This is a genomic window from Paracoccus alkanivorans (genome assembly GCF_003697785.1).
Classification (GTDB): domain Bacteria; phylum Pseudomonadota; class Alphaproteobacteria; order Rhodobacterales; family Rhodobacteraceae; genus Paracoccus; species Paracoccus alkanivorans.
The window spans coordinates 858590-876794 of the sequence record NZ_QOKZ01000001.1; the positions used below are offsets into that span (position 1 = coordinate 858590).

The following is an 18205-nucleotide window of genomic DNA, read 5'->3' on the forward strand; positions in this document are numbered from 1 at the left end:
TGAGTTTCTTCCGCCAGAGCCATTTGCTCGGCAGAGAGGTTTCTATTGTGCATCCTCAGATCTCGTACTCTGACATGCCGATCTCCCGCCCTTACTTGGTAGCACAGCTAACATGTCATGGAATAGCCTTGCAGGGGCAGCAATAAAAATGCGGATGTAACGCTTACTTCGAACCAGAACCGCAATCGGTTCAGATAAGTCAGGCATCCACACAAGCCCTTGCTATATCTGGACAATTACCACGACCATTCAGCGCCTCGCTAGAGTTCTGTAATCGCCCGCTTGGCGCGGGGGATCGATGTAGGACTCATGGATAACTCGGTCACCCCATTCTTAATGAAAAACCCTATGAGATCCTGACGCGCAGCGGCTTCACCACAGACACCTATCCAGATCCCCGCGGCGGTCGCGGCATTGCAAGCGGATGCAATAGCATTCAGCACGGCGGGATGTTCGGTACGATTGAGGCTGGCAACCTTCGGATTCAGACGGTCCGCGGCCATCACATATTGCGTCAGATCATTGGTGCCGATCGAAAAGAAATCGACCTGCCGCGCCAGTTCGGCGGCAAGAAAAACCGCTGCGGGCGTTTCGATCATCACGCCAAGCTCGAACGTACCGAAGGCAACGCCTTCCTGTTGCAATTCATCCTGGCATTCCGCGAATAGATTGCGAACCTCCTGAACCTCCGAACCGTCCGCAATCATCGGAACAAGCACTTTGACATTGCCGATGACCGAGGCGCGCAGCAAGGCGCGGAGTTGCGGCTTGAAGATATCCGGGCGCTCCAGGCACATGCGAACCCCGCGCCATCCCAGGAACGGGTTGTCCTCATGTTCGAAATCCACGCCCGAGATCGGCTTGTCGCCACCGATATCCAGGGTGCGGATCACGACCGGATAGGGGGCGAAAGCCTCGGCGAGGCGCGTATATACATCGGCCTGCTCATCCTCGCTCGGCAGCGTCTTGCGTTCCATGAACAGAAATTCGGTCCGGAACAGGCCGACTCCCATTGCTCCGGCTTCCAGTGCCGACGGAATTTCGGCGAGGCTACCCAGATTTGCCGCAACTTCGACACGGACACCTGCTGAAGTGACGGGCTCGACCTTGCGATACGCCTCTAGCGCCTTGCTTTCTTGGTTCTCTCGCGTGATCGCTTCTTCGAGACGCGAACGAACCACCCCGTCGGGATCAAGGAAAACCCGCCCCGTCGCACCATCCAGCCCGACCGCTTTCGATGCCGCCAGTTGTTCGGCCGAAACCGGCACCCCGAGAACCGCAGGAATGCCGTAGGCGCGCGCCATGATCGCGACATGCGAAGTCGCGGCACCCTTACGGCAAACGATCCCAGCAATATCCGACATATTGGCCTTTGCCAGATCCCAGGCCGTGACCTCATCGGCGACAACGACCGAACCCGACGTCACGTCCGCAAGCGAGACGTCCGATTGCCCGATCAGCGCCAGGACGATCTGCCGGGTAACACTGCGCATATCCTCGCCGCGAGCGCGAATATAAGGATCATCCATGGCCTCGAAATTCTCGGTCAGACGCGTTCCCACCGACATGGTCGCACTGGCGGCATCCTGCCCTCCGCGAATTGCGGCCTCGATCTCCTCCGCGAACTCCGCATCCTGCGCGACATCGATCAGCGCATCGATGATGGCGATCGTATCGCTTTCGGCCCCGGAACGTTCCTTGTTTCGGGCAAAGGCGGTCGTGACGCTCGACACGGCGTCCCGATAGCGTGATATCTCGGCTTCGGTATCGGAAGCAACCTGACGCTCGATTTTCAGAACAGGCGGAAAGAATGCAAAGGATGGGCCAAGCCCGGTTCCCTCGCTCGCGGCGATGCCGGTCACACCGTCATCTGCTTTCTGATCGGACGCCTTGGGAGCACCCGGAGGCGCGGGCGCAGCAGCCGCTTCCGCCTTTGGTAGAACCACCTCGCCGGCGCTCGGGTTCTGCAGGAAGGTGGACAACGCCGAAAGCGCATCCGGCGCGTCGTCCCCATTTACCCGCAGCGTCGCTTCGTCATTTTCCTTGATCCCCAGCAACATCAGCTTGACCGCACTCTTGGCGCTTGCCGTTTGCCCGTTGCAAATGATCGTGATGTCCGAGGCGAAGCTTTTTGCCAGCTTCACGAATTGCGTCGCCGGACGGGCATGCAACCCGTCCCGAACCCTGACCGCGAAGGTCCGTTCCATCATCGGTTTCTTCTCCCCCGAATTGTCCGATATTCTCCGATCCGGTTCAGGAGCGGATCACGATTTCCTTGCCCGCAGATATGGCTTGCACCAAAGCCTCGGAATTCACCGCGCTGGCGCAGATTTCGCCCGGTCTGTCGGGCGTATCGCTGTCGTTGAAATTGATGACGACATGGCCGATGTCCCGGATCTTGTTCCAGGCCAACTCACCCATGCCAGTCAAAATAGCCGACACTTCGCCGACCAGGATTTCCGCCCCCGGCGCCGGCGCCTCGTCCAGCGGCCCCTCGGCCACGCGATGCAGGACCGACACCTCTGCCAATTCCTCCGGCGCTCCTTCGGCAAAGAGGATCAGAACGCCCCCCTCGATCAAATCCGGGGCATCGTTACCAACCGCGGTAATCTCCGTGCGCAGATAGGTTTTCATGCTTTCTCTCCATGCGGTATGCTGCATTATCCTGCCCCGGTGCCGAATAGAGGGACCGAGCCGGCAGGGGGTGCCGGGCGGAATAACTCCGCCCCGACGAGGTTCAGAGCGCGAAGCTGGCCACCCAGGCAATGAGCACGGCGACAGGCCCCATGATCTGCCGGCTCAAGAGCACGGCCGGGACTCCGATCTCGATCGTCTTCGGCTTGGCCTCTCCCAAGGCAAGGCCGACAGGCACGAAATCGCATCCGACTTGGGAATCATAGGCGAACAGCGCCGGTAGCGCCATTGCGGGTGAAATCGTTCCATTCGCGATCTGGGGGCCGATGATCGCCATGCCGATCACTTGCGCGATGACCGCGCCCGGACCAAGAATCGGAGACAGGAATGGTAGCGAACATATGCCCGATATCACCAGAAGACCGAGGATATTGTTGGCCAAAGGCCCCATCGGAGCAGCCAGCAGGTCACCGATCCCGGTATAGAGGATAATCCCTATCAACATGGTAACGAAGGCCATGAAGGGCAGAACGTTACGGATGACCTGATCGATACTACGCCGGCCCGCGTTGAAAAACACGCCAACCGCCTTGCCCATGACTCGACCGACGGAGGTGATCGCGTTTATGAAGCCTCCCTGTTCCTCGTCCTGGTCATCAAGCGTTGCCGCTGCAGCCCTGGCATTCGAAGCATTCTGCGGCACCGCTGCGCCTGCCGCCTGGGCAGGCTGCACCGCTTCCCCATCTGCAAACGACAGGCAATCCGGTTTCACATCCGAGACATAGATATCTTCGGTAATGAACTGCGCCAGCGGACCGGACTGGCCGACAGGCGTCAGGTTGATTGTCGGGATGCGCTTGCGTGGATAAACCCCACAGCGCGCCGTTCCACCGCAATCGATGACCACCGCGGCTATCTCGCCCTCAACAGGCGGAGAACGAAACCCGTCGACAGCCGTTCCGCCGGTCATCTCGGCGATCTTCTTTGCCAATGGCGGGATTCCCCCACCAGTGACGGCGACGATCTTGTCGCGCTGCGCGGTAGGCTTGATGACCAGCGGTCCACCCCAACCGTTGGAACCGCGTTCGATACGAACCGCCTTGAATTTATCGCTCATTACTGTTCCTCCCGGCCCGCGATCAAAGTTCGACTTTCTGGCGAGTTGCCATGAAACGCGTGATGCGTTCGGTCAGCATGCCGCGGAGAAGGATCACCACCACGCCAACCCCGAAATAGAAAATCGCCAGCCGGATATGGTAGTTGGGTGGGAGGGTGCCGTTACGCTCCAGTTCCTGCAGGGCGACCAGAATCCCGCCCCAGACAAAATACTCGCCCGGATTGGCGTGAGGAAACAGGCCGAGGATCGGATGGCAGAAAGAGACGGCCGAGTCGTAGAATGCCGGCTTGTGCTTTTCCTCGAGGAAAGTGCCGAAAGTATAGGCCATCGGGTTTGTCAGAAAAAACATCGCCAGCACCGGTAGCACCGTGTAACGGGTCAGCGCGACACGGCCGGCGAACCGCGCAAAACCATGCACCCGCTGCTCGCCGACCAGTTCGGTCAGCGCATAGAAAGCGGTCATGAGCACGATCAGCGTCGGGATGATCCCCGTGACGAATCCGGCGAAGGTCTCGCCGCCTTTCTGGAACACACCGATGAAGTGCTTCCCAAGCGTGGTCAGCCACGAAAGCTGCTCTTCCTGAGCGACGTTCTGCACCTGTTCGGCATAGCTGGATGCATCTGTCGCTGTGCCCGTCGCCGCTTGGGCAAAACGTACCAGTTCTTGGCCATCTGCACCGGCACCGCTTTCGGCAGTCGCCTTTACCGCAACCAGTAATCCTTCGGCGTGAGCGGCAACCCAGTCGAAATACTGTGGCGCAAGCTCGGTCGCATGTATCGTCAATTCGGAGTAAGCCAACTTTCCCCCTCCTCCTGATATTGAGTATCTTGTTGATGCTTCAGGCCGCTTGCGCGAAGTTCTGCGCTGCCGGCTCTCTCACCCGCTCAAGCTGATCAATTGCCTGCGAGATCGCGCGGGCGCGCCCACCCTGCGCCGAGAGCTCTGCGAACTCCGTCTTGATCTCGGAAAGCCGACGCCCCTCATATTCGCTTATGGGACGAAACTTCGCGAATACACTTCGCCCTTCCATCACCATCAGTTTGCGGATCACGGCATTCTCGTCGACCACGACCATCGCGATGACGCCTTTACCAAATCGACCCCGCGCGTTTCCGGCACCTAGATGACCATCGGACCATTTGTCGGTAATCGCAGCCATCACAGATCGGTAGTGCCGCATTTGGAACCACATTCCCACCGATTGAAGCCCCCAAACGACGACCAGCAAAACCAGAGCTATCTTCCAGATTTCCACTTGCACCTCCTCCATTTCGGCACAGCTGAACATATGTAATTTATAAAGTCAATAAGTTCTGATCATTGAATCAGCCAAAACATCCCGCAGCCCGACATTGCATCTCATCTGTCGAACTGTAGCCAGGGATGATCCCGTCTGAGCCATTCGCGGCCATAGGCACTTGATTTGGAAGATTTTCCGTAGTTTCGGTATTACCTCATCGTTCAGGGAACATGCGCCAGGGCATGAAACAACACGATAGGTATTGCCATGGGGCTAACATATGATATATTGATTAATCATAAGTTCATTCATCCGATCGCCTTGCGCGATTTTTAGCTCGTGCTGCGAATGACTCATGCCATCTTTGGCACAAGAACGAACCCGCACCAGAAAGGCTATAAATATCTTATGAAAGCCGTAATTTTCGATTGCGACGGGGTTTTGGTTAACAGTGAGACTCTTTCTGCAATTGCATATAAAAACGTTTATGCGCGATACGGTCTCACAATCACTCCCGAGGCCTTTTCGGCAATGCTCGGGATGAAACAAGCCGATATTCTGGCGTCTCTACGCGGCGTGGAAGGTGAACTTCTTCCTGCTGAAGCCGAAGGCGAGTTGACCAGTGAAATCCTTTCCCTGCTCGGGCAACTGGTCCGACACACACCCGGTTTACCGCAGTTCCTCGATCAGCTGGATCAGCCCTATTGTGTTGCATCATCCTCGGATGTGCCGAGGATTCGACTGTCACTCGATACCGCGGGAATTCTCGACCGGTTCGAAGGCCGCATCTTCTCGTCCAGCATGGTCGCCAACGGAAAACCCGCACCCGACCTGTTTCTGCTGGCAGCGGAAAAACTGGGCGTCGAACCCTGCGACTGCATTGTATTCGAGGATTCGGCTGCCGGAGTCACAGCGGCAGTGGCCGCCGGAATGACGCCTGTCGGCTATATTGGCGGAGATCATTTACCACCTGAGCACGAAGCCAAACTGCGCGCCGCAGGCGCTGCGGATATCGTTCCGGATTGGCGCGCAGCCGGTCAATTCCTGAAGCGCGAAACACGGCCGCAGTCGTAATCTAGTCAGCCGGATCGGAAAGAAGCGATTGCGCAGTGAATTCATCCGTGATGAGAACAGTTGGGTTCAGCGCCTTGATCGCCGCTCTCATGACCCGATACTTGTCGCGACCGCCGGAAAGCAAAACCCGCTCGCGCGCATTTCTCAGCCTTTCCACCTTGGCGGATATCGCGCGGTTGTTGACCGGATGATCGATGGTGTTTCCGTCACTATCGATAAAATTGTACAGCACATCGCCAACCGCGCCGTGCTCGATCAGACTTTGACGGTCGGCTTCGGACAAATGCCCGGTCCGGTAAGATGTCTCCAGTTGCGCAATACCTCCGGTTGACAGCAACGCGAGATCAAGCTTGTCGGCCATCTCGAATATCGATGCCAGACCGCAACGCTCCAGCAGCGCATGGCGCGTCTCAGGGCTATCAACCAGGGCCGGTGCAGGAATCAGGTAGCCTTCCCCCTGAAACAGTTCGGCAAACTGCCAGGCAAATTCGGCAGGATTGAAGCGCCGGGCCTGTGAAATTCCGCCCAGAAGCGAAATCACCTTGAGATTCTCGACCGTGCGTCCCTCGATGAATGGCAAGGTGGAGTGCAGGGTCCGCCCCCAGCCAACGCCCACGGACATACCGTCGCCTACGCGAGACGAAATGAATGCGCCCGCAGTCGCGGCAATCGCCAGTGTCGGATCGGCATCTTCCTCGTGAACCGGCGCAAGAATGACCTCCCCAATACTGTAACGTTCCCGCAACTCCATTTCGGCCTGGGCGAACTCGGCCAGCGGCGAGGATATGGTGATACGCACTTCGTTTCGACGCCGGGCATCGGCAAGCAGCCTGACAATGCTCACACGCGTGAGGCCAAGAACATCTGCGATTTCGGACTGCTTCATCCCCTCGGCGTAGTAGAGCCAGACCGCCCGCGAGCGCAGCCGGTCAAGTTCGGATGTCCTTCCTGCCGTCTGAGCTGCGCGCGCGGTTCTGTTCTGTGCCATTCTCATCTCTGATACGCTGAAATCTCTCCCGTCCGAAAGTTCTCCAGCAACGGAAGGGCAACGGCTTCTGGGCGTTCTATATGCGGAATATGCCCCGCCTTGTCCAGCAAATGCAGCCCCGCGGCATCGGGTGCGCGCAAGGCATGCTCCCACGGCAGTATCCGGTCCTGCCTGCCCCAAACGATCTTGAAAGGAGCTTCGACACGCTCCATCGCTGCCGAAAGATCGAAGGACTGTGTTCCATCGGGGAATAGAATTTCGGCCAGCTCCAATTGTGCAGCCCGCAGTTCCGGCTCCATCCGGGACATCATCGCAGCCTTCGCGAAATCATGGCTGATTGCATCAGACCGCGCGCCCAAACGCTTGAGCCACGGGACAAGACTGTCGGTCCTTGACGCGCGGGCAATGCCGTACAGCGCGGCGGCGTCTATTTCCGGTCCAAGTCCTGCTGGCGAAATCAGCGAAAGGCTGGCGATCCGACGCGGCCGGATATCCGCAATCGCAGTGGCGACCGCGCCACCCAGTGAATGGCCGACCAGGTGCAGGCGTTCGGCATCCAGATCGTCGAAAGTCTTGACGACCATACGCGTAAACTCGCGGAACGAGTCGACCCTGACACGTGGTGAGCGCCCGTGACAGGGCAACTCTATGCGGATGATCTCCCGTTCGTTCCCCAGCGCCTTTTCAAGCGGAACCCATCCGGCGGCATCGGCCGCGAAACCGTGGATCAGCAGAACCGGTAGTCCGCCCCCCCTACCCTTCCTGCGGGTCAGCGAGAGCGGGCGATGATCTTCCTGCCAGTCCGTCGGCGCCGGCGTGGCAAGGTTCGCTTCGGCCACGGCAGGTTCAGCAACAAATGTCTGCTGCTCCCCCTGCCATCGCGACACGTCATCGGCCTGTATGCGCCCGTTGGGCCCAGAACCGGTCACGGAACCAAGATCTATCCCATTCTTTCGTGCGAAAGCCCTCGCCGCCGGAGTTGCCCGAGGGCGCGAAGGTTCGGAACTTTCAGCCAAAACAAGCTCATTAGCTTGCCCGGTGGTGGCCACCACCGGCCGCGCCTCGTCCACGACCTCCCTGCCCTCGTCTTCCGTCTCGGCGGTATCCCCATTTCCGATAAATGCCGCGCCCGGAGGCGTCCCGGGAATGTCTTCGTTTCCCGTATAGATCCAGGCCACGACCTGACCGACGGGAATCCGGCTTCCCGCCTCTGCCACGATGTGACCGACGATTCCCGAGGCCGGTGCCTCAACCTCCATCGCGGCCTTGTCGGTCTCGATATCGAAAAGGGCCGCCCCTTTGTCGACCTTATCGCCCACCGAGACATGCCACTGCGCCAGCAAGCCGGCTTCCATATCCATGTCCACTTTGGGCAGGATGACTTCTACAGGCATATCAGACCTCCCGACGGGCAAGACGGCGGGCAGCGACCTCGATGTCAGGTGTCTGGGGAACAGCGGCCTTTTCGAGATCGGGATTGTAGGGGATCGGCGCCTCCGCCCCGCCAAGCCGTTGAATCGGCGCATCCAGATAATCGAAGGCCTCGCTTTCGGCGATCATGGCGGAAATCTCGGCCCCGACTCCGAGCGTGCGCACGCCTTCGTACACACAAAGCAGCTTGCCGGTTTTCCTGACGCTGCCGATGATCGTGTCGCGGTCGATTGGGCGGACCGAGCGCAGGTCAATGACTTCCGCTTCGATGCCTTCTTCGGCAAGCTTCTCTGCTGCGGCCAATGCCCGGTGGACCATGATCGCCGAAGCGACGATCGTCACATCCTTGCCGTCGCGCCGGATCGCGGCCTTGCCGATGGGCGTCGTATACCAACCTTCGGGCACATGGCCTTTCATCTTGTAAAGTAGCTTGTGCTCGAACATGACGACCGGATCCGGGTCCTCCAGCGCCGCCAGCAACAGCCCCTTGGCATCCTCGGGAGTCGAGGGCTGGACGACCTTCAGCCCCGGCACATGGCCGAACCACGCCTCGAAGCTTTGGCTGTGCTGCGCTGCCGCGCCGGTGCCAGAGCCGGCGGGCATCCGGAATACCACCGGAACGGATGCCTCGCCGCCCAGCATATAGCGCATCTTCGCGGCCTGATTGACGATCTGCTCCATGGCCAAAGCGGCGAAATCCGAAAACTGGAATTCGAAGATCGGGCGAAGGCCCGTCAGCGCAGCCCCCACAGCCACGCCGGCCCCACCCAGTTCCGAGATGGGCGTATCCATCACCCGGTCGGTGCCAAAGCGTTCGACCAGATCGCCGGTCACCTGAAAGGCACCCCCGTAGACGCCGATATCCTCGCCCATCAGCACGACCCTTTCGTCGCGTTCGAGGGCAAGCCCCATGGCTTCGCGGATCGCTTCGGAGTAGCTGATTTCGCGGGTATCTGCATCTAGCTGTTTGGCTGGGGCGTTCATGCGTTCTCCTCCGCATAGACATATTTGGCGAGGTCGGAGATGCGCGGGGCGGTGCCCGATTTGGCGAACTCGATCCCGGCCTCAACTTCCTGTCGCGCCTCGGCGATGACCTTTTCCGCCTCGCTTTCGTCAAGGACACCATGCTCGATGAGTTCCGCCCGGAACCGCTGGATAGGGTCTCTGGCCATCCATTCATCGATTTCCTGCTTGGTGCGATACCGGTTGCGATCCGATTTCGAATGACCGCGCCAGCGATAGGTCAGGTTCTCGATCAGGCTCGGCCCTTCTCCCGCGCGGGCACGGGCAATCGCCGCCTCTACGGTTTCGGCCACCGCGGAAAAATCATTGCCATCCACGGTATGACCCGGCATCGCATAGGCCACCGCGCGTTCGGCAATATTCTTCACGGCAGTCGAGCGCTCGGTCGAGGTGGACATGCCGTATTTGTTGTTCTCGCAGATGAACACCACCGGCAGCTTCCAGATCGCCGCCATGTTCAGCGCCTCGTGAAACGCGCCTTCGTTATTCGCTCCATCGCCGAAAAAGCATATGGCCACCGCACCCGTGTTCAGCCGTTTGGCCGTCAGCCCGGCCCCGACTGCGATCGGCAGCCCGCCCCCGACGATACCATTCGCCCCAAGATTGCCCCTGGTCACATCGGCGATATGCATTGAACCGCCGCGCCCGTGGCAGTAACCCTCTTCCTTGCCGAAGAACTCCGCGAACATGCGTCGAACCTCGGCCCCCTTGGCAATGCAGTGCCCATGTCCCCGATGGGTCGAGGTGATCTTGTCCTCGTCGGTCAGGCCCATGCAGGACGCGACCGCCGATGCCTCCTGTCCGATGGACAGGTGCATGGTGCCGTGAATAAGGCCGCGCATGTAGCTGTCTTCGGCCCCTTCCTCGAAAAACCGGATCAGATACATCTTGCGCAAGGCGTCGCGCAGCCTGGCCGGATCATAGTTACGGATCGCAAAGGGGCGATTATCATCGGTCATTGGACAAAATCCTCAGGCTGTGGCCAGCAGCATCTCGTCCTGGCGCGCGCGCAATGCCGCGATGCGGCTGCCGGCCGGGACCGATGCGTTGGCATAGGCAATCAGCTCGCCCTTGCGGATCGGCGCCGTCACGGCCGCGCCGGTCAGCAGACCACAGGGAATTGCCTGCTCCTTGCGGGCGTCCTCGGAGGTCATGATCCAGGCGCGGTAGCAATATTCGCCGATCTGGTCGAGCGCCTCTCCGGGTTGCAGATCCCGCTTGGCCACGGCGCAGACCTCGGCCACCGGGCGCGCCATCGGCACCATGTCGGCCTTGCCGTAGAGCACTGCGCGGGCACAGCTGAGCGGCACCTCGAGCGATGTCAGGTGATAGGGGCGGAAAAAGGTGAAATAGGGACCCTCGCCCATCTTCAGATCTTCCATGCGCTCGCGAATGCGCGGATGCCCCATCTCGGCAACCACGAACACACCGGGGGCCACGCCCTTGCCGATGGTGTAGTCCACACGCCCTGCCCCCGAAGACAGCAGTCCACCGTCGCTTTCGGGCACGAGCACCTTCGACAATTCATCGCGCGAACAGGCCGGACCGTGCATTCCCGGCTTGTCGGGGATCAGCCCTGTGGCATTGGCGATGGCGGCCATCTCGACCATGGTTTTCGAGCCGTCCACAAACTCCACCAGCATCCGGGGGTTCATGTTGCGGCGCTTCGCCTCCGCCTCGTAGTCTGCCGGGACCGCGTCGATATTCAGCGGGTTGTTCTTGCCTTTCCCGGCTGAAACGATTCGGTGCCCCATTGCCGACACGAATTCTATTAGTTCCATGCAGGAAGACGGCTCGTCCCCGGCCCCGAGGGTATAAACCACGCCAAGACGTTCGGCCTCTGCGCGCAAATAGGCGCCGATGGTGACATCCGCCTCGACATTCATCATGACGAGATGCTTGCCGTGTTCCATTGCACGAAGGCCAATTTCGGCACCGACGGCAGGGACACCCGTCGCGTCGACCACGACATCGATCAGCCCCGATTCCAGAAGCAGATCAACCTTGTCCGTTGTCGCGACCTTTCCGGCCTCCATGGTCGAATTGAGCTGATCGAGGCTGCTCACCTGCTGCGCATGACCAGCATCCTGATAGGCAATCTCGACGGCACGGTCCGCCGCGAAAATGTTCAGTTCCGAGATCGCGCCGATCTCGATTCCGGGCATATGCGCGACACGCGCAACGATATCGGTGCCCATCTCACCCGAACCGACAAGGCCGACGCGAATGGGTTTCCCACTGTCCCCGCGCTCCTGCAGGTCACGGGCAAGTCCGGTCAAGGCGACATTGGTTGGCATGGTGCTTCCTCCTGAGTTCCTGGCCGGTATATTTGCACTTATGATATTTTGTCAATACTTATGTTCAATCCTATCAACATGGCCAAACGGTGTTAAAAGCTTAGTGACACGCGATTCTTCGCTTTCCAGAGCAAGAACAAATGTCATATAATTACCTCTAATGTTTGCAGCATGCCTGAGGTAATATCGGCAACTCTGCCAGGACCCCGATCAAGACGGAGAAGACATTGCCACGACACTCCGACCCAGGACTTCCCGGCGCGTTATTGCTTCGCGATGCACTGCGCATCGTCAGACATGTCGCCCGTGAGGGACGCGATGTCGTCCAGCACAACACCAGCAAGGCCGGCAGGCCCGTAGAACAGATAGCAGGCGCCGCGATTGCCCAGGTCGATCGCTTTGCCCATGGCGCCGAGGAGGTCGCGCATCTGATGCTCGGGGAAAGCGGCAAGGTCTGCCTCCCCGCGACCGCCCTGCAGGCCGGCGCATTGAACGCTTCGGCCTTCGCCCATGCCGCATATGCCGCTCTCGGCCATATTCTGCGGAATCTGGGCGCGCATAGCTGGCTGGTGTCCGAGGTCAAATCGGCCCGGGCCTTCGAATCGGTTCGCGGCACGGGCGACATCGAGCGCGCCACCGCCCTGGCCATCTCGATGCGGGACCATGGCGCCATTGCCGAGGCGCGAATGGATGCTGGCGTTCCGCTTGCCGGACAAGAGGCTGCGCAGCTCGCGTATTTCGGCCTCATGTTGTGGATGCTGGCCGACAAATCGTCCGACGATGCGCAAGAAGTACTCGATGCGGCAACGGCCCTGTCACTTGCGCTGCGAGACGATATACTGAACGCTCAAGGCGACCGCGAGGCGATTGCCGCATTGCTGAAAGAATTTCGCGACCATGTCTGAATCGTCGTTCCTTACCGTCGAGCTTCCCGACAGCCCGGACCCGATTCGTGTTGCCGTCCGGCGCATGCGATGGTTTCGCGCCTCATTCGCAACCGTCGTCGACCGCGTCGGTCGCGAAATCGGCGCAACAATCGAAACCGACGAAGCAGCTCTCGCCCAATGCTTTGTCTCGTGGCTGCGCAAGGTCGAACACCTCAATCCGCATTCCGAAAAAACCCGGCGCGGATTTTTTGACCATGCCGCCGGCCTCATGCTGCGTGAGCTGATCAACGCGCAGCCCTGCCGAATAGTGTCACAGCCGGCCGAGCCGGACCCCGCCGATCCGGCGCATTTCTGGCCCGAGGGATATTGCTATACCATTTATTGCATGAATGTCCGCGCAGCGGCCATTCAGCAGGAATACGGGGAAGTGGCCGCGTCGGGAGAAGAAATCCACGACCTGCGCACCTGGTGGTCATTTCGGGAGAACACCACCAAGAATGGCGCAACCGCGGTGGCATTCTTCAAGCTGTTCACCGGCGGAACCCCCAACTGGCAAATGCCGGACAGCTTCAACCCGAATGACGCGACGCTTCTTTCTCCGACGTCATCGGCTCCCCGGCTGAACTGAGTGAAAGTGCGTCGATTTCGGCCCGCTTTCTCGCAGCATCCCATTCGAACACCCGCGCCGGGATCTCGGCCACCTCGCACGCAACCTCCGGGGTCAGATCACCTGAAATGGCAATGGCCGTCCGGCGCTGCAACAGATCCGCCAAGGTGACCACCCGCTCGTTCCGGCACAACCACTCAAGCTCTTCCCTGCTATAGCCGGGCAAATGAACCAGTGGCGTCTCGCCGCCCCTCAGTTGGGGCAGTATCCTGTCCAGCCGGGTGCCATATCGGGAAAGAAGCGCCCCGATCCGTGCGGGCGTGAGCGAGCAGTTTTCCGCCCTCTCGCCAATCCACGTCTCGCGCGCGTCACCCCTCGGGTAATCCCGCCCACCACCAATCTGCATTTCGTCGGTCTTTCGAACCCGCCGCTTGCCCAGCAAATCAAGCAGACGATCCGCCGCCTGCTCGGAAAAACCGCGAAACGTCGTCCACTTGCCCCCGATCAGGCACAGGACCGGCGTCCCGGAACCCAGCTCAAGCTCCACGATCGAGTGATCGCGCGTCACCATCCCTATATCACCATCCGCGCGGGGCAATGGACGCACCCCGCTGAAGCGATGGCGGATCTGCGATGGCGTTACCGGAATGCCGGGAAATATCTCGCCGACCACCGCGCAAAGATATTCCGCCTCCTCATCCGAACAAATCGCATCGTCGGGGTGTTCGATCCGATGATCGGTCGAGCCGATGAGAACCCGGCCCATGAACGGATACAACAGATTCACACGGCCATCGGCAGTACCGAAGTAAATCATATGTCCGTTCAGGGCCTTTAGCAGCTTCGGGTTTTCCACCACCAGATGCGCCCCTTTCGACCCGCCCATGAGCCGCGACGGGATACCCAGCACATCATTCACCTCGTCGATCCAGGCCCCGCCCGCATTGACGATGACCTTCGGCTTGACGCGATGCACGGAACCGCCCTGCATGAATGAGATCACCCCGCCTTCGACCCTCTGAATTTCAGCATGGTTTAGCGCTCGCGACCGGGGATGCATCTCCTCCCCGTCCAAAAGCAATTCCAGGCCCAGCCTCTCGGCATGGCTGATCTGTCCTTCGTAATACAGCCCGGCGCCGATGATCTCGCCCGACAGCCCCGCCACGAGGGCATCAAGCCTTTTGCGGCCCAGCATACGATGCCGCGGCATCGCTCGGAAACGCCGCCCATAAAGATCATACAGTATCAGCCCAAGACCGAGAATCAGCCCGCCCCGATCGTTCATTTTCGCATCCGCGCCGACAAATCTTGCCGCCGCAGCCCAAAGCCCCCCGAACCTGCTGCGAACCGGCACCAGCGATGGCAGCGGGCTGACATAATGCGGAGCATTGCGGAGCAGCCGGTTTCTCTCTTCGGCACTCTCGCGAACAAGCCTGAACTCTCCGGTTTCCAGGTATTTCAGCCCGCCATGCATCAGCCGCGACGAAGCAGCCGAGGCACCCGCGCAGAAGTCATTGCGCTCAAGCAGAAGGCAGCTGACACCTTGCACACAGAGATCACGAAACACGCCGCATCCGTTAATGCCGCCGCCAAGAATCAGCACTTCCGTTTCCTGAACGTCAGTCATTGAGAATCGCCACCTTGATCGCTTCGCCGCTCTCTGCGGTCTCGAATGCCTCCAGAGTCGAATCTAGCCCGTATCGATGTGTGATCAGTCCCCTCACATCCATCCTGCGACCGGCAATCATATCGAAAGCCCGGTCATAATCACGCCGCGACAGACCAAAAGCGCCCGTCACCGTGATTTCATTGTAATGAATGGCATTCACATCCATCTCGGCCATCTCGCCCTTCGAAAACCCCGCAAACAGGCTGATCCGTCCACCATGCGCGGTCAGATCGCTCGCCTGCCGCGCAAGCGCCGGAACCCCGATGGCACAGATCACCACCGTCGCCCCCATCCCTGCCGTCTCTTCGCGGACGCGCACCGTAATATCTTCGTTTCGCGGATCAATCGTGGCGTCTGCCCCTCCTGTCATGGCCGCTTCCCTGCGATGGGCATTGGGATCGGAAACGATGATCCTTGCCGCTCCCCTCAGCCGCGCAAGATATACATGCAGGAGGCCAATCGGCCCCGCCCCCAGAATCAAAACAACGTCCCCGGCGGATACCCCGACCTTTTCCTGCCCGTTCAGCACACAGGCAAGCGGTTCGGCCAGTGCCGCCTCGTCGAAACCGGTCCCGTCGGGCAGCTTGCGGATATTACCGGCCGCGACGGCCTGTGCGGGAATACGGATGAACTCTGCGAAGGCGCCGTCGATCTCGTACCCCACAGCCTGTCCGTTCGTGCACAGGTTTTCGCGGCCGGTCTTGCACAGGTGACAGTGACCGCACGAAATCGCAGGGCATAGCGCAACCCGATCGCCCGAACTCAAACCCGAGCAGCCGCCCGTATCAACAACCTCTCCCGCAAATTCATGCCCCAGGATAGAGGGATACCGAACGCCGGCCGTCTTGCGACCGCGGAATATCCTGATGTCCGTGCCACAGATTGTTGCCGCGCGCACACGAATCAGCAGATCCCCCGATTCGAGCGCCGGAACAGGTAGTTCGGCCAGCACGAGATCATTGGGAGCAGTAAGAAGGGCGGCTTTCACAATCGTCTCTCCATTATATCATTTGTTCACACAAATAGATCTAACATCTGCCCTTAAGTTATCAACAAAAAATTTTTATTGTTATATTCCATACAGTTACGCCACATGAAGCCATGGCTCCTCGATCACTTTGGAGAATTTCTATTAACATATGTGTTGACTATATAAATAATGTGCGCTTCAATCTGCCGAGGATGAGGAGGAGAAGCCATGCCGCACGATTATTCTTCGATGGGATTCTACACGTTCGATTGCCTTGGCTGGCCTGTATCGGCCATCCCTCCGGGTGGCGGCACCTACCTTGTGGACGAAATCACGATGGCGGTTTCCGGCGCAGCCGGCACCGCTGCGATCGCCGGCGCGAAAATGGGCCTCGACACATTGGCAGTCGGCGGCGTCGGAGAAGACATGATGGGAGATTGGGTGCTCGACCGGATAGCATCCTATGGCATTGATACCGGCGGCCTGCAGCGCTGCCCCGGCGTCCCGACTTCAAGCTCTCTGGTGCTGACCCGTGCGGATGGTTCGCGACCGGCACTACATCTCAAGGGTGCGACCGGCGCATTCATCGTCGACCAGGACAGGTTCGATCATGTCACCGACGCCAAGGTATTCCATCTGGGCGGTGTCGGCCTGATGGACGCAATGGATGGCCAGCGGAACGCGGCGCTAATGAAGCATGCGAAAGAACGCGGCTGCATTACGACCGTGGATGTGTTCGCGGGAAGCCAGGACGACCTGCCCGATGTCGAGGCCGTCCTGCCCTACACCGATTACTTCATTCCCTCTGTAGAAGAGGCCGAAGCCCTGAGCGGGGTTTCGGATCTGCGCAGCATGGTGAAGTTTTTCCACGACCGTGGAGCCGCATGCTGTGTCATTACCCTGGGTGAGCACGGAGCATATTATCACCATCGGGACGGCACGGCCTTCTCGGTTCCCGCGTTCGAGATCGACGTGAAATGCACTTGCGGCTGCGGCGACGTATTCAATGCGGGTTTCGCCACAGGTCTGCTGAATGGCCTGAACGCCCGCGACTCCGTCAGGCTGGCCCAGGCCAGCTCGGCATTGAACGCCACGGGGCTGGGCTCTCAGGCGGGTATCCGGGATCTCGCCCAAGTGCAGCAATTCATGAGTTCCCGTCCGACCCGACCGTCGGAACGGCTCGTCGGGGCAAGCTAGGCAAGCGACCCACGGCGCAAACGGCCCGGTTTCCTTCGGGTATATCTCAAAAGGGAGAGAAACATGACCACCCATTCATGCAAGGGGGCGATGATTGCTGCCCTGACGACCTTATGCCTGGCACTTCCGGCAACTGCCCAGTCTCAGGCGGATCTGATCAAGCCGATTGAGGATAAACTGACATTCGTCTTCATCCCCAAGGTGATACATCCCTGGTACGACGTCGTTCGTGAAGGCGGGCAATTCGCAGTGGATGAGCTTGCCAAATCGGGCATCCAGGTCGAGATGATCTGGGATCAACCTCCCATGGCCGATGTCGCCGACCAGAACCGGCGCATCGAAACCAATATCGGACGGCAACCTGACGGGCTCGCGGTCGCCTGTCTGGATCAGGCCACCAATTCACAACTGCTGCGCGAAGCGAAAGAGGCGGGAATCAACGTCTATACTTTCAACAGCTTCTGTGACGAGGAATTTCCCTTTGTCGGTCAGCGCGACAGCTATGGCGACGGCTATGACCTTGGCAAATATCTCGCCGAACATCTGGGCGGTAAAGGCAAGGTCGGCATCCTGGCCGGGTCGCTGACGGCGACGGATCACGTCGAACGGATCAAGGGCTTCAAGGACGCGCTGAAGGACTATCCGGAAATGGAAGTGGTTTTCGAGCAGCCTGACAACGATATCCTCGAGGAAGCCGTCGCCCTGACCGAGAACGCACTTCAGGCGCATCCCGATATCGCCGGTTTCTTCGGATCGAATGCCTCGAATCCCATCGGCGCGGCAAGGGCCGTCAAAAATGCCGGGAAGTCGGGCGAGGTGGCGATTGTCGGGATGGATGACCTGCCCGAAGCCGTGGATTTCGTCTGCGACGGCACGATTACCGCGCTGAAGGCGCAGCGGCAGTGGGATATCGGTTACTGGGCGGTCAAATACATGGTCGCGATGAACCAGAACCACACCTGGCCGATGGATCACAACACCGGGTCGCGCTTCATCACCAAGGATGATTGCGGCAAGTAAGCGCGAGGCGTGCAGGCCTCCCACGCCTTGCGCGCCGCCTCCCCATGAGC

The 18205-nt window shown here is 59.6% G+C and carries 17 protein-coding genes; 5 read left to right on the forward strand and 12 right to left on the reverse strand.

Annotation, left to right across the window (positions count from 1 at the left end):
- Positions 1 to 260 precede the first annotated feature (260 nt).
- The 5 genes from ptsP to C9E81_RS04295 all read right to left on the reverse strand — a co-directional run bounded on the left by ptsP (position 261) and on the right by C9E81_RS04295 (position 5007).
- Positions 261 to 2210 (reverse strand): phosphoenolpyruvate--protein phosphotransferase, encoded by a 1950-nt coding sequence (ptsP, locus tag C9E81_RS04275; RefSeq protein WP_208021081.1) that lies wholly within the window; start codon positions 2208 to 2210, stop codon positions 261 to 263.
- 43 nt (positions 2211 to 2253) lie between these two features.
- On the reverse strand, positions 2254 to 2634 hold the full coding sequence (locus C9E81_RS04280; RefSeq protein ID WP_122111030.1) for a PTS glucitol/sorbitol transporter subunit IIA: 381 nt from the start codon (positions 2632 to 2634) through the stop codon (positions 2254 to 2256).
- Positions 2635 to 2737: 103 nt separating this feature from the next.
- A complete protein-coding gene (gene srlE / locus C9E81_RS04285) occupies positions 2738 to 3751 on the reverse strand; it encodes a PTS glucitol/sorbitol transporter subunit IIB (protein WP_122111031.1) in 1014 nt (337 codons plus the stop codon).
- Between the two features lie 22 nt (positions 3752 to 3773).
- The gene (gene srlA / locus C9E81_RS04290) at positions 3774 to 4550 is read right to left on the reverse strand and encodes a PTS glucitol/sorbitol transporter subunit IIC (protein ID WP_243698484.1); all 777 of its coding nucleotides are present in this window, start codon (positions 4548 to 4550) and stop codon (positions 3774 to 3776) included.
- A gap of 40 nt (positions 4551 to 4590) precedes the next feature.
- Positions 4591 to 5007: a transcriptional regulator GutM gene (locus C9E81_RS04295; protein ID WP_122111171.1), complete on the reverse strand. Its 417-nt coding sequence runs from the start codon at positions 5005 to 5007 to the stop codon at positions 4591 to 4593.
- A 333-nt stretch (positions 5008 to 5340) separates the two neighbouring features.
- Between C9E81_RS04295 and C9E81_RS04300 the strand changes: the two genes are divergently transcribed.
- Positions 5341 to 6066 (forward strand): HAD family hydrolase, encoded by a 726-nt coding sequence (locus tag C9E81_RS04300; protein WP_208021082.1) that lies wholly within the window; start codon positions 5341 to 5343, stop codon positions 6064 to 6066.
- A gap of 1 nt (position 6067) precedes the next feature.
- Here C9E81_RS04300 and C9E81_RS04305 read toward each other — a convergent pair whose 3' ends face one another.
- The 5 genes from C9E81_RS04305 to C9E81_RS04325 all read right to left on the reverse strand — a co-directional run bounded on the left by C9E81_RS04305 (position 6068) and on the right by C9E81_RS04325 (position 11805).
- Positions 6068 to 6952 (reverse strand): sugar-binding transcriptional regulator, encoded by an 885-nt coding sequence (locus C9E81_RS04305; protein ID WP_243698485.1) that lies wholly within the window; start codon positions 6950 to 6952, stop codon positions 6068 to 6070.
- A 104-nt stretch (positions 6953 to 7056) separates the two neighbouring features.
- Complete coding sequence (locus C9E81_RS04310; RefSeq protein ID WP_122111034.1) at positions 7057 to 8448, reverse strand: acetoin dehydrogenase dihydrolipoyllysine-residue acetyltransferase subunit; 1392 nt, start codon at positions 8446 to 8448, stop codon at positions 7057 to 7059.
- Between the two features lies 1 nt (position 8449).
- Positions 8450 to 9469, reverse strand: a complete 1020-nt coding sequence (locus C9E81_RS04315) for an alpha-ketoacid dehydrogenase subunit beta (RefSeq protein WP_122111035.1) — start codon at positions 9467 to 9469, stop codon at positions 8450 to 8452.
- On the reverse strand, positions 9466 to 10467 hold the full coding sequence (locus C9E81_RS04320; RefSeq protein ID WP_122111036.1) for a thiamine pyrophosphate-dependent dehydrogenase E1 component subunit alpha: 1002 nt from the start codon (positions 10465 to 10467) through the stop codon (positions 9466 to 9468). The genes C9E81_RS04315 and C9E81_RS04320 overlap by 4 nt, the downstream gene beginning before the upstream one ends.
- Before the next feature lie 12 nt (positions 10468 to 10479).
- Entirely contained in the window at positions 10480 to 11805 is a 1326-nt protein-coding gene (locus tag C9E81_RS04325; RefSeq protein ID WP_122111037.1) for an NAD(P)H-dependent oxidoreductase, read from the reverse strand.
- A gap of 227 nt (positions 11806 to 12032) precedes the next feature.
- Here C9E81_RS04325 and C9E81_RS04330 point away from each other — a divergent pair, with 227 nt between their 5' ends.
- Both C9E81_RS04330 and C9E81_RS04335 read left to right on the forward strand, forming a co-directional pair.
- On the forward strand, positions 12033 to 12710 hold the full coding sequence (locus C9E81_RS04330) for a hypothetical protein (RefSeq protein ID WP_147457556.1): 678 nt from the start codon (positions 12033 to 12035) through the stop codon (positions 12708 to 12710).
- The gene (locus C9E81_RS04335; RefSeq protein WP_122111039.1) at positions 12703 to 13320 is read left to right on the forward strand and encodes a hypothetical protein; all 618 of its coding nucleotides are present in this window, start codon (positions 12703 to 12705) and stop codon (positions 13318 to 13320) included. Before C9E81_RS04330 ends, C9E81_RS04335 begins: the two co-directional genes overlap by 8 nt.
- Here the strand turns inward: C9E81_RS04335 and C9E81_RS04340 are convergent.
- Entirely contained in the window at positions 13262 to 14926 is a 1665-nt protein-coding gene (locus tag C9E81_RS04340) for a glycerol-3-phosphate dehydrogenase/oxidase (protein ID WP_122111040.1), read from the reverse strand. The two genes, C9E81_RS04335 and C9E81_RS04340, sit on opposite strands and share 59 nt — an antisense overlap.
- Positions 14919 to 15956 carry a zinc-dependent dehydrogenase gene (locus tag C9E81_RS04345; protein WP_122111041.1) on the reverse strand — a complete coding sequence of 346 codons (1038 nt, stop codon included), beginning with the start codon at positions 15954 to 15956 and terminating at the stop codon, positions 14919 to 14921. Before C9E81_RS04345 ends, C9E81_RS04340 begins: the two co-directional genes overlap by 8 nt.
- A 210-nt stretch (positions 15957 to 16166) precedes the next feature.
- Here C9E81_RS04345 and C9E81_RS04350 point away from each other — a divergent pair, with 210 nt between their 5' ends.
- Both C9E81_RS04350 and C9E81_RS04355 read left to right on the forward strand, forming a co-directional pair.
- Positions 16167 to 17135 carry a carbohydrate kinase family protein gene (locus tag C9E81_RS04350; RefSeq protein WP_122111042.1) on the forward strand — a complete coding sequence of 323 codons (969 nt, stop codon included), beginning with the start codon at positions 16167 to 16169 and terminating at the stop codon, positions 17133 to 17135.
- 63 nt (positions 17136 to 17198) lie between these two features.
- Positions 17199 to 18155, forward strand: a complete 957-nt coding sequence (locus tag C9E81_RS04355; protein WP_243698486.1) for a substrate-binding domain-containing protein — start codon at positions 17199 to 17201, stop codon at positions 18153 to 18155.
- The last annotated feature ends 50 nt before the right edge of the window (positions 18156 to 18205 follow it).